The following is a 15,737-nucleotide window of genomic DNA, read 5'->3' as shown; positions in this document are numbered from 1 at the left end:
ATGGCCGGTACCCGCGGCGCGCGGCCATCAGCGCGCCGCCTGCGGACGCAAGGCGTCCACCGGGTGCAGCGCCGCCGCGCGGCTGGCCGGCAGCCAGGCGAACAGCAGCGCCGTGGCCAGCGCCAGCAGCGCCGCACTGAGGCGCGCCCACCAGGGCGCGTGCAAGGGAAAGTCCCAGATCCAGCGCCCCAGCCATAGCAGCGCCTCGCCCAGCAGCAGCCCGGCCAGGGCGCCAGCGCCGGCCAGCAGCCCCGCCTCGCCGAGAAACAGCAGGCGCACCTGCGCCGCGCTGGCGCCGATGGCCTTGAGCAGGCCGATCTCGGCGGTGCGCTGGTTCACCGCGATCCAGGTCACGTTCATGATCAGGATGCCGGCCACCAGCAGGCTGATGGCGGCAATCCCGGCCAGGGCCAGGGTCAGCGCGCGGAGGATGTCGGCGAAGGCGGCAAGCATGGCGTCCTGGCCGATCAGGGTGATGTCGTCCTCGCCCTCGTGGCGCTCGCGGATGGTCGCGATGATCTGCCGCTTGCCGCTGGCCAGCAGGCCGGGCCCGCGCAGCTCGGCGAACACGCGGAACAGCCCCTCTCGGTTGAACAGCACCTGGGCGCTGGCCACCGGGATGATCAGCATCTCGCCGAAATCCATGCCCAGCGACTCGCCGCGCTCGGCAAGGATGCCGACCACGCGGAAACGCCGGTCGCCGGCACGCAGCCACTCGCCCAGCGCCGGGCGGCTGCCGAACAGCTCGTGGCGCAGTTTGGCGCCGATCACGCAGACCGCCCGCGCCTCGCCGAAGTCCAGCGCCGGCAGCGGCTGGCCCTGGCCGACCCGGAGCTGGCGGATGGCGAAGAACTGCTGGCTGGTGCCGAGGGTGAAGGCCTCGCGGTTGCGGTTGCCGACGCTGACCTCGACCTGCCCGGCCTGCAGCGGCGCCACTCGCAGCACCGCGGGCAGGCGGGCGATGGCCTGGGCGTCCTGCAGGGTCAGGTCGCGCGGCGCCAGGCCGGTGATCGGCGGCATGCCGCCGCTGGTTTCCTTGCGCCCGGGGAGGATGATCAGGGTGTTGCGCCCGAGCACGGCGAACTCGCCGAGGACATAGCTGCGCGCGCCTTCGCCGAGGCCGGTGAGCAGGCTCACCGCGCTGACCCCGATGGCCACCGCCAAGAGCAGCATCAGGCTGCGCGAACGGTGCCCGCGCAGGCTGCCGAGGCACAGGCCGAGGGCATCGGCGGGGCGCATCAGCTCGGCTCCTGGTGGCGGTCTTCGACGATGCGCCCGTCGCGCATCAGCAACTGGCGCCGGGCGCGCCGCGACAGCTGCGGGTCGTGGGTCACCACCAGCAGGGTCAGGCCCTCGCCGTTGAGCTCCTCGAGCAGCGCCACCACTTCGCCGCCGGTGTGGCTGTCGAGGTTACCGGTGGGCTCGTCGGCCAGCAGCAGAGCCGGCTGCATGGACATGGCGCGGGCGATGGCGACGCGCTGGCGCTGGCCACCGGACAGCTCGCCGGGGCGGTGGGCCTGGCGGTCGCCGAGGCCCAGACGCTCGATCAGCCTGGCGCTGCGGCGATGACGCTCGCCCGGCTCGATGCCGGCCAGGAGCATCGGCAGCTCGATGTTGTCCCGCGCGCTCAGGCGCGGGATCAGGTGGTAGGACTGGAACACGAAGCCGATCCAGCGGCTGCGCAGCTCGGCGCGGCGCACCTCGTCGAGGGCCGCCGTGGCCTCGCCGCGCAGCCAGTACTCGCCGGCGTCCGGGGCATCCAGCAGGCCGAGGATGTTGAGCAGGGTCGACTTGCCCGAGCCGGACGCCCCGGTCACCGCCAGGTACTCGCCGGCCGCCACCTGCAGGTCCACCGCGTCGAGGCCCATCACCCGCTGGTCGCCGAGCTGGAAGCAGCGGCTGACCCCGCGCAGCTCGATCATGGCGGCGTCTCCGCGGCCTCCTCGGGCTGCACCGCCAGGCCGTCGACCAGGCCCTCCTGGTCCAGGCTGGCGAGAATCCGCGCGCCCGCCTCGATGCCGTCCAGCACCTCGGTCCAGCGCCAGTTGCCCAGCCCGGTGCGGATGCGCGTCTCGCGCAGGCGCCCGGCCGCGGCGTCGTAGCGGTACAGGCGCTGGCCGTCGAGCAGGGTTTCGGTGGGCACGCGCAGGACCTCGCGCTTCTCCTCCAGGAGGATTTCCACATCGGCGCTGTAGCCGGTGAGCAGGGTCACCGCGGGCGGCACCTCGGCGAAACGCACCTCCACGTCCACGGTGCGCGCCTGCTTCTCCAGGTCGCGGACGAAGGGCGCGATGCGGCTGACCTGGCCGACGAAGTGGCGGCCGCGGAAGGCGTCCAGGCTGATCCGCACCGGCATGCCCAGGCGCACGCGGGCGGCGTCCACCTCGTCGATCGGCGCCTCGACGTACAGGCAGCTGTCATCGATCAGGTCCACCGCCGGCGGCGTGGGGATGCCCGGCGGCGACGGGGTGACATACTCGCCCAGCTCGCCGTTGATCTGCGCGACGATGCCGGCGAAGGGCGCGCGCAGGGTGGCCTGGTCGAGCAGCGAGCGCTGCAGCTCCAGCTGGGCTTCGGCCTCGGCGATCAGCGCGGTGCTGGCCGTGCACACCAGGGCCGACAGGTTGGCGCGGGTCTGGGCCTGGTCCAGGCGGTCGGCGGCGGCCAGCTTGCGCTCGGCCAGGTGGCGCAGGCGCTCGAGGTCGCGGCGCTCCAGGTTGGCCTGCTGGCAGCGCTGCTCGCGGGCGCTGCGCTGCCCGGCCAGGCGCGCCTCGGCCTCGCTGACGCGGGCCTGGCGGTCATCCTGGCGCAGGCGCAGCAGCACCTCGCCGGCCTGCACGCGCTGGCCCTCGTCGACCCGCAACTCGGTGACCTGGCCGCCCAGGTTGAACGACAGGCGCGAACGCCGGCAGGCCTTGAGGGTGCCGGCGCGGGTATTGGCCACCAGGGTTTCCACCGTGCCGCGCTCGACCGCCACCAGGCGCACCGGCAACGGCTCGGGGCGGCTCCACCACCACAGCAGCAGGCCCAGCACGGCCAGCGGCGGGATGCCGAATAACAGTTTGCGCATGCCCATCTCCCAGGCTCCAGTCCCTTCAGACTAGGTGCTGGCGGCGCAGATGTGCCAACGATGTACCGGGATGGGGACGCGGGGTTACAGGTCTTCTTCCTCGACCAGGCGCACTTCGCCGCCGCTGATGGTGTAGGCGGCATCGGCCAGGTCGTTGCTGACCGCCTCGATCTTCAGCGTGCCGCTGACCCACAACGGCGCGTAGATGTCTTCGAGGAGGATGGCCTTGGCCGGGCGCACCAGGATGATCTGGTTCGGCGGCGGCGGCGGCACGTGGATGCAGGCGCCTGGGTACGGCACCAGGAAGAACAGGGTGCTGCGGCCCTCGGCGTCGCTTTCCAGGGGTACCGGGTAGCCGCCCAGGCGCACCAGTTTGCCGTTGAGGTGAGCCACGGTCTTGCTCGAGTACATCACCGCCGGCAGGTCCTTGGCCTGTTGCTTGAGGCCGCCCTGCTGGCCGAAGGTACCGGCGCCTTCCGGGGTTTCGTGGCTGATTTCCGGCATGGCTTCGAGGGCCTTCTGGTCCTCGCGCGGCATCAGCTCCAGCCAGTCGGTTTCCCGCGGTTCGGCCAGGGCCAGCAGCGGCAGCAGCAACAGGGCAAGCAGGATTCGGCGCATGGGGCTTCTCAGTGGGGCGTGAACGACAAGGCTGCGCCGGGGCGCAGCCTCACGGGCCTCAGGCGGGTTCGATCAGCGCTTCGACTGCGGCGATGCGCGCCTTCAGCGTGGCCATGTCGGCACAGCGCAGGGTGGCGTGGCCGACCTTGCGCCCGGCCTTGAAGGCCTTGCCGTAGTGGTGCAGGTGGCAGTCGGCAATCGCCGCGACCTTCTCCACCGCCGGCACGCTGCCGAGGAAGTTGAGCATGGCGCTCTCGCCGACCTTGGCCGTGGAACCCAGCGGCAGGCCGGTTACGGCGCGCAGGTGGTTCTCGAACTGGCTGCACTCGGCGCCTTCGATGGTCCAGTGCCCGGAGTTGTGCACGCGCGGGGCGATTTCGTTGGCCTTCAGGCCGCCGTCGACCTCGAAGAACTCGAAGGCCAGCACGCCGACGTAATCCAGCTGCTTGAGCACACGACCGACATAGTCCTCGGCCAGCGCCTGCAGCGGGTGATCGGTGCTGGCGATGGACAGGGCCAGCACGCCGCTGTCGTGGCGGTTGTGCACCAGCGGGTAGAAGCGCGTCTCGCCGTCGCGGCCGCGCACGGCCACCAGCGACACTTCGCCGGTGAACGGCACGAAGCCTTCGAGGATGCACGGCACGCTGCCCAGCTCGGCGAAGGCGCCGACCACGTCCTGCGCCTGGCGCAGGACCTTCTGGCCCTTGCCGTCGTAGCCCAGGGTGCGGGTCTTCAGCACGGCCGGCAGGCCGATGGCGGCCACGGCGGCGTCCAGGTCGGCCTGCGACTGGATATCGGCGAAATCCGGGGTGGGAATGCCGAGGTCCTTGAACAGCGACTTCTCGAACCAGCGGTCGCGGGCGATGCGCAGCGCCTCGGCACTCGGGTAGACCGGCACGAACTGGGAGAGGAAGGCCACGGTCTCGGCCGGCACGCTCTCGAACTCGAAGGTCACCAGGTCGACGTCGTCGGCCAGGCGGCGCAGGTGCTCGTGGTCGTTGTAGTCGCCGCGCAGGTGCTCGCCCAGGGCCTGGGCACAGGCGTCCGGCGCCGGGTCGAGGAAGGCGAAACTCATCCCCAGCGGAGTACCCGCCAGGGCCAGCATGCGGCCCAGCTGGCCGCCACCAATCACACCGATCTTCATAGCTTCTGAGCCCCTATCAGGAACGCGGGTCCGGGTTTTCCAGCACCGCTTCGGTCTGCTCGGTGCGGAACTGCTGCAGCGCCGCATGGAACTGCGGGTGCTGGTGACCGAGGATGCTCGCCGCCAGCAGCGCGGCGTTGATCGCCCCGGCCTTGCCGATGGCCAGGGTGGCGACCGGGATGCCGGCCGGCATCTGCACGATCGACAGCAGCGAGTCGACGCCCGACAGCACGGCCGACTGCACCGGCACGCCAAGCACCGGCAGGTGGGTCTTGGCCGCACACATGCCCGGCAGGTGCGCCGCGCCACCGGCACCGGCGATGATCACCTGGATGCCACGGCTGTCGGCCTGTTCGGCGTACTGGAAGAGCAGGTCCGGGGTGCGGTGGGCGGAAACCACCTTCACCTCATAGGGAATGCCCAGCTTTTCCAGCATGTCTGCGGTGTGACTGAGGGTGCTCCAATCGGACTTGGAGCCCATGATCACGCCAACCAGTGCGCTCATCGTTTTGCCTCTGACTCGGGCGCCTGTCGGCGCGACAAAAACCAACAAGCCACGCATCGGGCGTGGCTTGTTATGTGCGGGCCAGGCCGCATGGGGCCTGGAGGCGGCGCAGTATACCGGAAAGCTACGGGAGTCGCGCCCCTGGGCTGACCGTTTGTCAGCGGGAGCGAGGTGATGCTTTCGGCATTGCAGTCAGACACACCGCCTAAGAGCTTGAAGAGCTAATCGTGTCCCTTCTATTTCAAACTTCAAGCAACTCGGAACCAAGTCCCCGTCAGAAGGCTGAGCGGAATCGCCGTGTAAGGGGTTGAGCGGCATGGATGCCGCGAGAGCCGCGATGGGCCAGGGATGGCCCTTCGCGGCGGGCCCCTGGAACGGCGATGGAGGGAAGGAACCCGGCGCGAAGCGCAGGGCCGGATGTCGGGGTGCCCTTCTTTTTGGTTACTTTTTCTTGGGCAAGCAAGAAAAAGTGACGCGCCGTGAGAGGCGCAATCTGTAGTGCCAGCCGAGGAAAGCGCTGAGTCCCAGCGTCAACACTCCGAGCCAGAGAGTGTCGCGGCCAAGGCCCCTCCTACAGTTTGCAGAAGACCCGAAGCGGCGTACTCCAGCCGATTGCCGAGTTTCGATGGGACTTCTTGTTCCGCCCTCCCGGGCGGCTCACTTTTTCCAGGCGCGGAAAAGTAAGCAAAAACGCTATGCCCCTTGCATCCGGGTCTCGCTGCGCTCGACTTCCCTCCCTCCGTCATCGCTCCGGGGGCCCGCCGCGAAGGACCATCCCTGGCCCATCGAGGCTCTCGCGGCATCCATGCCGCTCAACCCCCTGCGCAATGACTCCACTCGGCCTCCTGATGGGGCGCTCGGAGTTGCCTGGGCGTTCGTGGGATTTCCCGTTAAGGCAAAGGCAAACTGCCGTAGGGTGCGCCGTGCGCACCGCAGAGTGCACGGCTGGTCGTGGTGCGCGTGGCACACCCGGCGAGCTGCCCACCGCCCGCCAGCCTCGCCCCGCGCAAAACGTTCGGTTAACCGAACGCGGCATGGCACCCGGTTCGCCAGGGCGAACGCGGCGGCGGCCGCGGCCCACCAAAAAATATTATTTAATCTTTTATTTTCAATAACTTAGACAGAAAACGATTCGTGCCGAAAGCCTGGCACACAACCTGCTCTACCTCACTGCAGGAACGCCACGCGCCTTCCACCACCCACGGGCACCGCGCCGCACCCCGACGGCCACCCGCATAACAACAAGAGTGAGGATCAGCATGTTCAAGAGCAATCTCTCCCGCGCCGTCGGCATCGCCCTGGCCGCCTCCCTGTGCAGCGCCCCGGCCCTGGCCGAGGAACTGACCGGCACCCTGAAGAAGATCAAGGACAGCGGCACCATCGTCCTCGGCCACCGCGACTCGTCCATCCCCTTCTCCTACTTCGGCACGGACCCGCAGCAGCCGGAAGGCTACTCCCACGACCTGCAGCTGAAAGTGGTCGAGGCGCTCAAGCAGCAGCTGGGCCTGCCCGAGCTGAAGGTGCGCTACAACCTGGTGACCTCGCAGACCCGCATCCCGCTGGTGCAGAACGGCACCGTCGACCTGGAGTGCGGCTCCACCACCAACAACGTCGAGCGCCAGCAGCAGGTCGACTTCTCGGTCGGCATCTTCGAGGTCGGCACCCGCCTGCTGACCAAGAAGACCTCCGGCGTCGCCGACTTCGCCGACCTCAAGGGCAAGAACGTGGTGACCACCGCCGGCACCACCTCCGAGCGCCTGCTCAAGGCGATGAACGCCGAGAAGCAGATGGGCATGAACATCATCTCGGCCAAGGACCACGGCGAGTCGTTCCTGATGCTCGAATCCAGCCGCGCCGTGGCCTTCATGATGGACGACGCCCTGCTCGCCGGCGAAATGGCCAAGGCCAAGCAGCCGGCCGACTGGCACGTGGTCGGCACCCCGCAGTCCTACGAGATCTACGGCTGCATGGTGCGCAAGGGCGACCCGGCGTTCAAGAAAGTGGTCGACGACGCCATCAGCGCCACCTTCAAGTCCGGCGAAGTCACCGCCATCTATGACAAGTGGTTCCTCAACCCGGTCCCGCCCAAGGGCCTGAATCTCAATTTCCCGATGAGCGACGAGCTGAAGAAGCTGGTTGCCAACCCCACCGACAAGGCTGCCGAGCAGCTCTGACGCGGTGACACCGCGCCTCCACAAGGGGCGCGGTGGCGGGAACCAGGGGGCGACCGCCCCCGCCTTCGCCAGAGAGGACAGGGGCACCGTCGCTACCCGCGACGGGGGCACGCGAGTGCCCGGCCACCGGTCCGCCTGGGCCTTGCATTGGCTTCATCCGAGGGGAAACCCACATGAATTACAACTGGGACTGGAGCGTGTTCTTCAAGTCCACCGGCATCGGCAGCGAGATCTACCTGGACTGGTTCGTCACCGGCCTGGGCTGGACCCTCGCCATCGCCCTGGCCGGCTGGCTGATCGCCCTGCTGCTGGGCTCGCTGCTCGGCGTGCTGCGCACCGTGCCGAACCGCTGGCTGAGCGGCCTGGCCACCTGCTACGTGGAATTGTTCCGTAACGTGCCGCTGCTGGTGCAGCTGTTTCTCTGGTACTTCCTGGTCCCGGACCTGCTGCCCGAGCCGCTGGAGCTGTGGTTCAAGCAGGACCTCAACCCGGCCACCTCGGCCTACCTCAGCGTGGTGGTGTGCCTCGGCCTGTTCACTGCGGCGCGGGTCTGCGAGCAGGTGCGCACCGGCATCCAGGCGCTGCCCAAGGGCCAGCTGGCCGCCGGCTACGCCCTGGGCTTCAGCCTGGCGCAGATCTACCGCAACGTGCTGCTGCCGCAGGCCTACCGCATCATCATTCCGCCGCTGACCAGCGAGTTCCTCAACATCTTCAAGAACTCCTCGGTGGCCTCCTTGATCGGCCTGATGGAGCTGCTGGCGCAGACCAAGCAGACCGCCGAGTTCAGCGCCAACCTGTTCGAGGCCTTTACCCTGGCCACACTGATCTACTTCACCCTGAACATGAGCCTGATGCTGCTGATGCGCCTGCTCGAACGGCGCGTGGCGGTGCCGGGGCTGATCGCCATGGGAGGCAAATAATGGACTTCAGCGCGATCCTCCCGGCTCTGCCGGGCCTCTGGCAGGGCATGGCCATGACCCTGCAGCTGATGCTGCTCGGCGTGCTCGGCGGCGTGCTGCTCGGCACCCTGCTGGCCATGGCGCGGCTGTCGCACAACAAGTGGCTGGCCAAGGCCGCGGCCACCTACGTCAGCTACTTCCGCTCCATCCCGCTGCTGCTGGTGATCACCTGGTTCTACTTCATGGTGCCGTTCCTGCTGCGCTGGATCACCGGCGAGGACACCCCGGTGGGCGCCTTCACCTCGTGCCTGGTGGCCTTCGTGATGTTCGAGGCGGCGTACTTCTGCGAGATCGTCCGCGCCGGCATCCAGGCCATCCCCAAGGGCCAGATGGGCGCCGCCAGCGCGCTGGGCATGAGCTACGCGCAGAGCATGCGCCTGATCATCCTGCCGCAGGCCTTCCGCAAGATGACCCCGCTGCTGCTGCAGCAAAGCATCATCCTGTTCCAGGACACCTCGCTGGTCTACACCGTGGGCCTGATGGACTTCCTCAACGCCGCCCGCTCGCGCGGCGACATCCTCGGCCAGGCCCATGAATTCCTGATCTTCGCCGGCCTGGTGTACTTCACCCTCAGCTTCGCCGCCTCGCAGGCGGTCAAGTTCCTGCAAAAGAGGTTAGCCGTATGATTTCCATCCAGAACGTCAACAAGTGGTATGGCGACTTCCAGGTGCTGCAGGGCTGCAGCACCGAGGTGCAGAAGGGCGAAGTGGTGGTGGTGTGCGGGCCGTCCGGCTCGGGCAAGTCGACCCTGATCAAGTGCGTCAACGCCCTGGAAGCCTTCCAGAAGGGCGACATCGTGGTCGACGGCACCTCCATCGCCGACAGCAAGACCAACCTGCCCAAGCTGCGTTCGCGGGTCGGCATGGTGTTCCAGCACTTCGAGCTGTTTCCCCACCTGACCATCGCCGAGAACCTGACCATCGCCCAGGTCAAGGTACTCGGCCGCAGCAAGGCCGAAGCCAGCGAGAAGGGCCTCAAGCTGCTCGAACGGGTCGGCCTCGCCGCCCATGCACACAAGCACCCGGGCCAGCTGTCCGGCGGCCAGCAGCAACGGGTGGCCATCGCCCGCGCCCTGGCCATGGACCCGGTGGTGATGCTGTTCGACGAACCGACCTCGGCCCTCGACCCGGAGATGGTCAACGAGGTGCTCGACGTCATGGTGCAGCTGGCCAACGAGGGCATGACCATGATGTGCGTGACCCACGAGATGGGCTTCGCGCGCAAGGTCGCCGACCGGGTGATCTTCATGGACCGCGGGCAGATCGTCGAAGACTGCGCCAAGGACGAGTTCTTCGGCGACATCAACGCCCGTTCCGAGCGGGCCCAGCAGTTCCTCGCCAAGATCCTACAGCACTGAGAACCTGCCTCGGACCTTCCGTAGGGTGCGCCATGCGCACCAGCAAGCCCGCAGCTTGTCCCCGGTGCGCACAGCGCACCCTAGGTGAAGGCGCCCAAACCAGGCTGCAACATGGCCTACTGGCTGGCATTGCGTGGCCCGAAAAGAGCGTAAACCCCGCTGCTGAGAAGCCGCCCCTCTCCCACCTGCGGCAGCGGGGGCGTGCAACCCAGACTTCAGGTTCGCCGGGGAGCGCTGCGCTCAACCCAGCCTACCCAGCCCCGGACGACTGTGATGCAATGTCTCTCCCCCAGCGTCCGCGCCCTGCCGCCCGCCCTCATGGTCAAACCACGCCTGTTCCGCCAACTGCTGCTGACCCTGCTGGCGCTCCTGCTGATCGGCGCCTGCGGCTACGCCGGCTATCGCCTCAGCGAAGCCAGCGGCATCCGCGCCCTGGCCGACAATGGCGAGCGCCAGCTGGAGCTCAACGCCCGCGCGGTGGAAAGCGAGATCAACCAGTACACCTACCTGCCCAGCCTGCTGGAGCTGGAAAGCAGCGTCAGCCGCCTGCTGCTGACCCCCGACGCGCAGGACCGGCAACGCCTCAACGATCACCTTGAAGGCCTCAACCGCCGCAGCGGCAGCCTGGCCACCTATGTGCTGGACCGCGAAGGCCGGGTGGTGGCGACCAGCAACTGGAACCAGGCGGACAGCTATCTGGGCGAGGACCTGTCCTTCCGCGCCTATTTCCAGGATGCCGTGCGCGGCCGCCCGGGACGCTTCTACGGAATCGGCAGCACCACCGGCGAGCCCGGCTACTACCTGGCCCACGGCCTGCGCAGCCACGGCCGGGTGATCGGCGTGGCGGTGGTCAAGGTGCGCCTGGACGCCCTGGAGAAGCGCTGGGCCGACGCCCGGGTGGAGGCCTATGTCAGCGACGAGAACGGCATCATCATTCTCGCCAGCGATCCGCGCCGCCGGCTCAAGGCCGTGCGCCCGCTGGACGCCGCCGACCGCGAACGCCTGGCGCGCAGCCTGCAATACCACTGGGCGGCGCTCGAGGAACTGCAGCCGCTGGCCCGCCGCGAACTGGGCGGCGGCCTCGAGGAAGTGCGCCTGGCCGGCGCCGACGGCCAGCCGCACGACTACCTGCGCCAGAGCCGGCCGCTGGCCGACAGCCCCTGGCACCTGACCCTGCTCACCCCGCTGGCCGAGCAGCGCCGCGCCGCCAGCAGCCACGCCATGCTCGCCGCCGTGGCCTGCGCCCTGCTGCTGCTCCTGGCCCTGGCCCTGAACCAGCGGCGCAAGGTGATCGCCACCCGCCTGGCCGCGCGCGAGGCGCTGGAGCGGGCCAACAGCGAGCTGGAGCGCAAGATCGCCGAACGCACCGCCGACCTGCAGGCCAGCAACACCCGCCTGCAGGACGAAGTGCGCGAGCGCCAGCAGACCGAGGCCACCCTCCGCCAGGCCCAGGACGGCCTGGTGCAGGCCGGCAAGCTGGCGGTGATCGGGCAGATGTCGACCAGCATCGCCCACGAACTGAACCAGCCGCTGGCCGCCCTGCGCACCCTCTCGGCCAATGCCGCGCGCTTCCTCGAACGCGGCGCCCTGGACACCGCCGGCAGCAACCTGCAGGCGATCGGCGAGCTGGTCGACCGCATGGGCCGCATCACCGCCAGCCTGCGCGCCTTCGCCCGGCGCGGCGGCGACCGCGGTGAGGCCAGCCTGGAGCAGGCGGTGGAGGCCGCGCTGTTCCTCCTGCACAGCCGCCTCGAACAGGAGCGGCCGACCCTGCACCGGCAGTTCGCCGAGGCGCGCCTGGCCATCGACCAGACCCGCCTCGAGCAGATCCTGGTCAACCTGATCAGCAACGCCCTCGACGCCCTGCGCGAACAGCCGCGCCGCGAGCTGTGGCTGAGCGGCAGCGCGGCCGGCGACAGCTACCATCTGGAGGTACGCGACAGCGGCGCCGGCATCGCCCCGGACGTGCGCGCCCACCTGTTCGAGCCGTTCTTCACCACCAAGCCCGGCGAGAAGGGCCTCGGCCTCGGCCTGACCCTGTCCGCCAGCCTGGCCGCGGCCGCCGGCGGTAGCCTGGCCGTGCGCCACCCGGAGGAAGGAGGTACGGCCTTTATCCTCAATCTGCCGCTGGAGAAACCCCGCGATGCCTGAAGCGCTGAGCGTCCTGATAGTCGAAGACGACCCGCACGTGCTGCTCGGCTGCCAGCAGGCGCTGCAGCTGGAAGACATCGCCAGCCTCGGCGTGGGCAGCGCCGAGGAGGCGCTGGCGCGGGTCGGCGCGGACTTCGCCGGCATAGTGGTCAGCGACATCCGCCTGCCGGGCATGGACGGCCTGACCCTGCTCGGCGAACTCAAGCGCCGCGACCCGAGCCTGCCGGTGGTGCTGATCACCGGCCACGGCGACATCGGCATGGCGGTCGGCGCCATGCAGGGCGGCGCCTACGACTTCATCGAGAAACCCTTCTCCCCCGAGCGCCTGGTCGAGGTCGCCCGCCGCGCCCTCGAACAGCGCGGCCTGGCCCGCGAGGTCAGCGCCCTGCGCCGCCAGTTGGCCGGGCGCCAGGCCCTGGAGCAGCGCCTGATCGGCCGCTCGCCGGCCATCCAGCAGCTGCGCGAGCTGATCGCCAACGTCGCCGACACCGGCGCCAACGTGATCATCGAAGGCGAGACCGGCACCGGCAAGGAGCTGGTGGCGCGCTGCCTGCACGACTTCAGCCGGCGCCAGGCCAAGCCCTTCGTCGCCCTCAACTGCGGCGGCCTGCCGGAGAGCCTGTTCGAGAGCGAGATCTTCGGCCACGAGGCGCACGCCTTCACCGGTGCCAGCAAGCGGCGGATCGGCAAGATCGAGCACGCCGACGGCGGCAGCCTGTTCCTCGACGAGATCGAGAGCATGCCGCTGGCCCTGCAGATCAAGCTGCTGCGCGTGCTGCAGGAACACAGCCTGGAACGCCTCGGCTCGAACCAGCCGATCGCCGTGGACTGCCGGGTGATCGCGGCGACCAAGGCCGACCTGAATGAACTGGGCAAGCGCGGCGAGTTCCGCAGCGACCTGTACTACCGGCTCAACGTGGTGACCCTGGAATTGCCGCCGCTGCGCGATCGGCGCGAAGACATCCTGCTGCTGTTCGAGCACTTCCTGCAGCTCGCCGCCCTGCGCTTCGACCGCGCCCCGCCGCTGCTCGACCGCGCCACCAGCGCCGCCCTGCTGGCCCACGACTGGCCGGGCAACGTGCGCGAGCTGCGCAACGTCGCCGAGCGCTTCGCCCTCGGCCTGCCGGTGTTCAAGGGCAGCGGCGCCGCGCCGGACGGCCACGAGCCGAGTTTCGCCGAGGCGGTGGAAGCCTTCGAGCGCAACCTGCTCGGCGCCACCCTGGAACGCCACGCCGGCAACCTCAGCCAGGCCGCCCAGGCCCTGGGCATGGCCAAGACCACGCTGTTCGACAAGGTCAAGAAGTACGGTCTGGGCTGATGCCTTGAGAGGGGCAAGGACGCCACCTGGTCCAGGACCGGCCCGGCTCGCGGCCATGGCCACGTACCGAACACCGAACGCCGGCGACTCACCCGTAGGGTGCGCTGCGCGCACCGGCAAGCGCCCGGTAGCCTCTGGTGCGCCGCGCGCACCATGGCCCCATCCGCGGATCTAGCGGCGAGCGCGACGCCCCCGCCAAGCGGGCATCTGACGGCGGCGCTCAGACCACCCCGGCCGCGCGCAGTTCGGCGACCTGCGCGGCGTCCAGGCCGAGCAGGCGCTGCAGGATGGCCTCGCTGTGCTCACCCAGCAGCGGCGGCGCCAGGCGGTAGTCCACCGGGGTCTGCGACAGGCGCAGCGGGCTGGCCACCTGCGGGGTGACGCTGCCCAGGCTGTTGGGCAGCTCCACGCGCAGGCCGCGGGCCTGCACCTGGGGGTCGGCGAACACCTGGGCCAGGTCGTTGATCGGCCCGCAGGGCACGCCGGCCGCTTCGAGCAGGCAGACCCACTCGGCGGTGCTCTTGAACACCGTGGCCTGGCGCAGCAGGGGGATCAGCTCGGCGCGGTTGGCCACCCGCGCCTTGTTGGTAGAAAAGCGCGAGTCGTCGGCCAAAGCCGGAAGGCCGGCGACCTCGCAAAACTTGCGGAACTGCCCGTCGTTGCCCACGGCGAGGATGAAATCGCCGTCGGCGGTGGGGAAGTCCTGGTAGGGAACGATGTTCGGGTGGGCGTTGCCCAGGCGCTTGGGCGACTGGCCGGTGGCCAGGTAGTTCATCGCCTGGTTGGCCAGGCAGGCCACCTGCACGTCCAGCAGGGCAACGTCGATGTACTGGCCCAGGCCGGTCTGCTCGCGGGCGTTCAGCGCGGCCAGCACGCCGACCGTGGCGTACAGCCCGGTGAGGATGTCGGTGAGGGCGACGCCGACCTTCATCGGCCCGGCGCCGTCCTCGTCATCGGGCTTGCCGGTCAGGCTCATCAGCCCGCCGAGGCCCTGGATCATGAAGTCGTAGCCGGCGCGCTTGGCGTAGGGGCCGTCCTGGCCGAAGCCGGTGATCGAGCAGTAGATCAGCCGCGGGTTGAGCGCTTTCAGCGACTCGTAGTCGAGACCGTAGGCCGCCAGGCCGCCGACCTTGAAGTTTTCCAGGACCACGTCGCACTGCGCCGCCAGCTCGCGCACCAGGCGCTGGCCCTCGGCCTGGGTGAAGTCGAGGGTCAGCGACTGCTTGTTGCGGTTGGCGCACTGGAAGTAGGCCGCCTCGCGGCTGTCGTTGCCGGCGGCGTCCTTGATGTAGGGCGGGCCCCAGTGACGGGTGTCGTCGCCTGTGCCCGGGCGCTCGACCTTGATCACCTCGGCGCCGAGGTCGGCCAGCGTCTGCCCGGCCCAGGGCCCGGCGAGCACGCGGGACAGGTCGAGAACACGGATATGCGAAAGGGCGCCGGACATGTCATCTGCTCCAAGGAAGGCCAAGGCTTGCAGGCGTACTGCAGGACCTTGTTGCGTGCAGGAGCACGCGTGGATTCATCCTAGGTGCGTGGGGATGCCCCGACAAACGAGGATTTCGCACGCAATTGTGCAGAATCCTCACTCCAGGACGTGGCGAATGCCCGCATTACCGGCCCGATGCCGCTCAGCTGTGCGCAACAGGCCTATTCAGCAGACGCCTGGCGAGCCTGCAGCAGCTCGCCGATGATGCTCACCGGGCCCAGCAGGTGCTCGCGGATCAGCGTGCAGGCGCGCTCGCTGTCGCGCTGCAGGATCGCCTCGACCAGCGCCGCATGCTCCTCGCGCTTGGCCTGCAGGGCGGCGGCGGAAAATACCGTCTGCTGCAACCACAGGTGGCGATAACGCTCGGCCTGATCGAACAGCGCGGCGCGCACCTGCAACAGATGCGGCGAACCACAGCCCGCGGCAATCGCGGCATGGAACGCCTGATGGCGGGCGTCCCAGAGGCTGAGCATCTCTTCGCCATCCTTGACCGCCACCACCTTGGCCAGGCTGTGGGCCTGGGCGAGGACCTGCGCCTCCCAGGCATCGTCGCCGCGGGCAATCGCCAGGCCGACGATCAGCCCCTCCAGGTGCGCACGGGCATCGTAGATATCCGCCAGCTCGGCCAGCGACATCGACGCCACGCGAAAGCCGCGTTGGCTGATGGCCACCACCAGGCGCTCCACCACCAGTTGCGACAAGGCCTCGCGCAAGGGGCCGACCCCCAGGTCGTAACGCGCCTTCAGCGCACTCATCAGCAGTTTTTCGCCAGGCGCGAAGACGCCGCGAATGATGTCGCGCTTGAGCAGTTCGTAACCGCGAATCGCCAGATTCTCTCGGGAGCCGGGGGCTTGCATCACACCATCCTTGCACGGGTTGGCGCCCATCATACCGAATCGCCGGGGCGGATTTAGCCGGGTGATAGCTTGCACGGGTCGTGGTTTATTTTTGACAC

Annotated in this window: 14 protein-coding genes; 6 read left to right on the top strand and 8 right to left on the bottom strand. The window is 69.0% G+C overall.

What is annotated here, in order from left to right:
• Positions 1 to 27 precede the first annotated feature (27 nt).
• From F3I62_RS02835 to purE, 6 genes are all read right to left on the bottom strand, one after another.
• Entirely contained in the window at positions 28 to 1,239 is a 1,212-nt protein-coding gene (locus tag F3I62_RS02835) for an ABC transporter permease (protein ID WP_160488164.1), read from the bottom strand.
• On the bottom strand, positions 1,239 to 1,922 hold the full coding sequence (locus tag F3I62_RS02830) for an ABC transporter ATP-binding protein (RefSeq protein WP_160488163.1): 684 nt from the start codon (positions 1,920 to 1,922) through the stop codon (positions 1,239 to 1,241). The genes F3I62_RS02835 and F3I62_RS02830 overlap by 1 nt, the downstream gene beginning before the upstream one ends.
• Positions 1,919 to 3,070 (bottom strand): efflux RND transporter periplasmic adaptor subunit, encoded by a 1,152-nt coding sequence (locus F3I62_RS02825; protein ID WP_160488162.1) that lies wholly within the window; start codon positions 3,068 to 3,070, stop codon positions 1,919 to 1,921. The genes F3I62_RS02830 and F3I62_RS02825 overlap by 4 nt, the downstream gene beginning before the upstream one ends.
• Positions 3,071 to 3,154: 84 nt before the next feature.
• Positions 3,155 to 3,688, bottom strand: a complete 534-nt coding sequence (locus F3I62_RS02820) for a DUF3299 domain-containing protein (RefSeq protein ID WP_160488161.1) — start codon at positions 3,686 to 3,688, stop codon at positions 3,155 to 3,157.
• Between the two features lie 58 nt (positions 3,689 to 3,746).
• On the bottom strand, positions 3,747 to 4,832 hold the full coding sequence (locus tag F3I62_RS02815; protein WP_160488160.1) for a 5-(carboxyamino)imidazole ribonucleotide synthase: 1,086 nt from the start codon (positions 4,830 to 4,832) through the stop codon (positions 3,747 to 3,749).
• Between the two features lie 16 nt (positions 4,833 to 4,848).
• Positions 4,849 to 5,337, bottom strand: coding sequence for a 5-(carboxyamino)imidazole ribonucleotide mutase (gene purE / locus F3I62_RS02810; RefSeq protein WP_160488159.1), 489 nt, complete (start codon positions 5,335 to 5,337; stop codon positions 4,849 to 4,851).
• Between the two features lie 1,259 nt (positions 5,338 to 6,596).
• On the opposite strand from purE, the gene F3I62_RS02805 reads away from it, so the two are divergent.
• The 6 genes from F3I62_RS02805 to F3I62_RS02780 all read left to right on the top strand — a co-directional run bounded on the left by F3I62_RS02805 (position 6,597) and on the right by F3I62_RS02780 (position 13,296).
• Entirely contained in the window at positions 6,597 to 7,511 is a 915-nt protein-coding gene (locus F3I62_RS02805) for a glutamate/aspartate ABC transporter substrate-binding protein (RefSeq protein ID WP_160488158.1), read from the top strand.
• Between the two features lie 173 nt (positions 7,512 to 7,684).
• Entirely contained in the window at positions 7,685 to 8,431 is a 747-nt protein-coding gene (locus F3I62_RS02800; protein ID WP_160488157.1) for an amino acid ABC transporter permease, read from the top strand.
• Positions 8,428 to 9,096, top strand: coding sequence for an amino acid ABC transporter permease (locus F3I62_RS02795; RefSeq protein ID WP_178122489.1), 669 nt, complete (start codon positions 8,428 to 8,430; stop codon positions 9,094 to 9,096). The genes F3I62_RS02800 and F3I62_RS02795 overlap by 4 nt, the downstream gene beginning before the upstream one ends.
• Positions 9,093 to 9,827 carry an amino acid ABC transporter ATP-binding protein gene (locus F3I62_RS02790; protein WP_160488155.1) on the top strand — a complete coding sequence of 245 codons (735 nt, stop codon included), beginning with the start codon at positions 9,093 to 9,095 and terminating at the stop codon, positions 9,825 to 9,827. The genes F3I62_RS02795 and F3I62_RS02790 overlap by 4 nt, the downstream gene beginning before the upstream one ends.
• 273 nt (positions 9,828 to 10,100) lie before the next feature.
• On the top strand, positions 10,101 to 11,978 hold the full coding sequence (locus F3I62_RS02785) for an ATP-binding protein (protein ID WP_160488154.1): 1,878 nt from the start codon (positions 10,101 to 10,103) through the stop codon (positions 11,976 to 11,978).
• A complete protein-coding gene (locus tag F3I62_RS02780) occupies positions 11,971 to 13,296 on the top strand; it encodes a sigma-54 dependent transcriptional regulator (protein ID WP_160488153.1) in 1,326 nt (441 codons plus the stop codon). Before F3I62_RS02785 ends, F3I62_RS02780 begins: the two co-directional genes overlap by 8 nt.
• 220 nt (positions 13,297 to 13,516) lie before the next feature.
• On the opposite strand, the gene F3I62_RS02775 is transcribed toward F3I62_RS02780, so the two are convergent.
• Both F3I62_RS02775 and csiR read right to left on the bottom strand, forming a co-directional pair.
• The gene (locus F3I62_RS02775) at positions 13,517 to 14,740 is read right to left on the bottom strand and encodes a CaiB/BaiF CoA-transferase family protein (RefSeq protein WP_160488152.1); all 1,224 of its coding nucleotides are present in this window, start codon (positions 14,738 to 14,740) and stop codon (positions 13,517 to 13,519) included.
• Between the two features lie 203 nt (positions 14,741 to 14,943).
• Complete coding sequence (gene csiR / locus F3I62_RS02770) at positions 14,944 to 15,639, bottom strand: DNA-binding transcriptional regulator CsiR (RefSeq protein ID WP_160488151.1); 696 nt, start codon at positions 15,637 to 15,639, stop codon at positions 14,944 to 14,946.
• Positions 15,640 to 15,737: the final 98 nt, after the last annotated feature.

Origin of the sequence: Pseudomonas sp. R-28-1W-6 (assembly GCF_009799925.1) — a bacterium.
GTDB lineage: Bacteria > Pseudomonadota > Gammaproteobacteria > Pseudomonadales > Pseudomonadaceae > Aquipseudomonas.
Note: the sequence above shows the minus strand (reverse complement) of the source record. Positions and strands in the feature narration are given on the sequence as shown.

Coding starts and splice junctions, on each gene's coding strand:
- F3I62_RS02780 (WP_160488153.1), top strand. CDS start 11,971: ATGCCTGAAGCGCTGAGCGTCCTGATAGTCGAAGACGACCCGCACGTG.
- csiR (WP_160488151.1), bottom strand. CDS start 15,639: ATGCAAGCCCCCGGCTCCCGAGAGAATCTGGCGATTCGCGGTTACGAA.
- F3I62_RS02815 (WP_160488160.1), bottom strand. CDS start 4,832: ATGAAGATCGGTGTGATTGGTGGCGGCCAGCTGGGCCGCATGCTGGCC.
- F3I62_RS02775 (WP_160488152.1), bottom strand. CDS start 14,740: ATGTCCGGCGCCCTTTCGCATATCCGTGTTCTCGACCTGTCCCGCGTG.
- F3I62_RS02825 (WP_160488162.1), bottom strand. CDS start 3,070: ATGCGCAAACTGTTATTCGGCATCCCGCCGCTGGCCGTGCTGGGCCTG.
- F3I62_RS02830 (WP_160488163.1), bottom strand. CDS start 1,922: ATGATCGAGCTGCGCGGGGTCAGCCGCTGCTTCCAGCTCGGCGACCAG.
- F3I62_RS02785 (WP_160488154.1), top strand. CDS start 10,101: ATGCAATGTCTCTCCCCCAGCGTCCGCGCCCTGCCGCCCGCCCTCATG.
- purE (WP_160488159.1), bottom strand. CDS start 5,337: ATGAGCGCACTGGTTGGCGTGATCATGGGCTCCAAGTCCGATTGGAGC.
- F3I62_RS02790 (WP_160488155.1), top strand. CDS start 9,093: ATGATTTCCATCCAGAACGTCAACAAGTGGTATGGCGACTTCCAGGTG.
- F3I62_RS02835 (WP_160488164.1), bottom strand. CDS start 1,239: ATGCGCCCCGCCGATGCCCTCGGCCTGTGCCTCGGCAGCCTGCGCGGG.
- F3I62_RS02805 (WP_160488158.1), top strand. CDS start 6,597: ATGTTCAAGAGCAATCTCTCCCGCGCCGTCGGCATCGCCCTGGCCGCC.
- F3I62_RS02800 (WP_160488157.1), top strand. CDS start 7,685: ATGAATTACAACTGGGACTGGAGCGTGTTCTTCAAGTCCACCGGCATC.
- F3I62_RS02820 (WP_160488161.1), bottom strand. CDS start 3,688: ATGCGCCGAATCCTGCTTGCCCTGTTGCTGCTGCCGCTGCTGGCCCTG.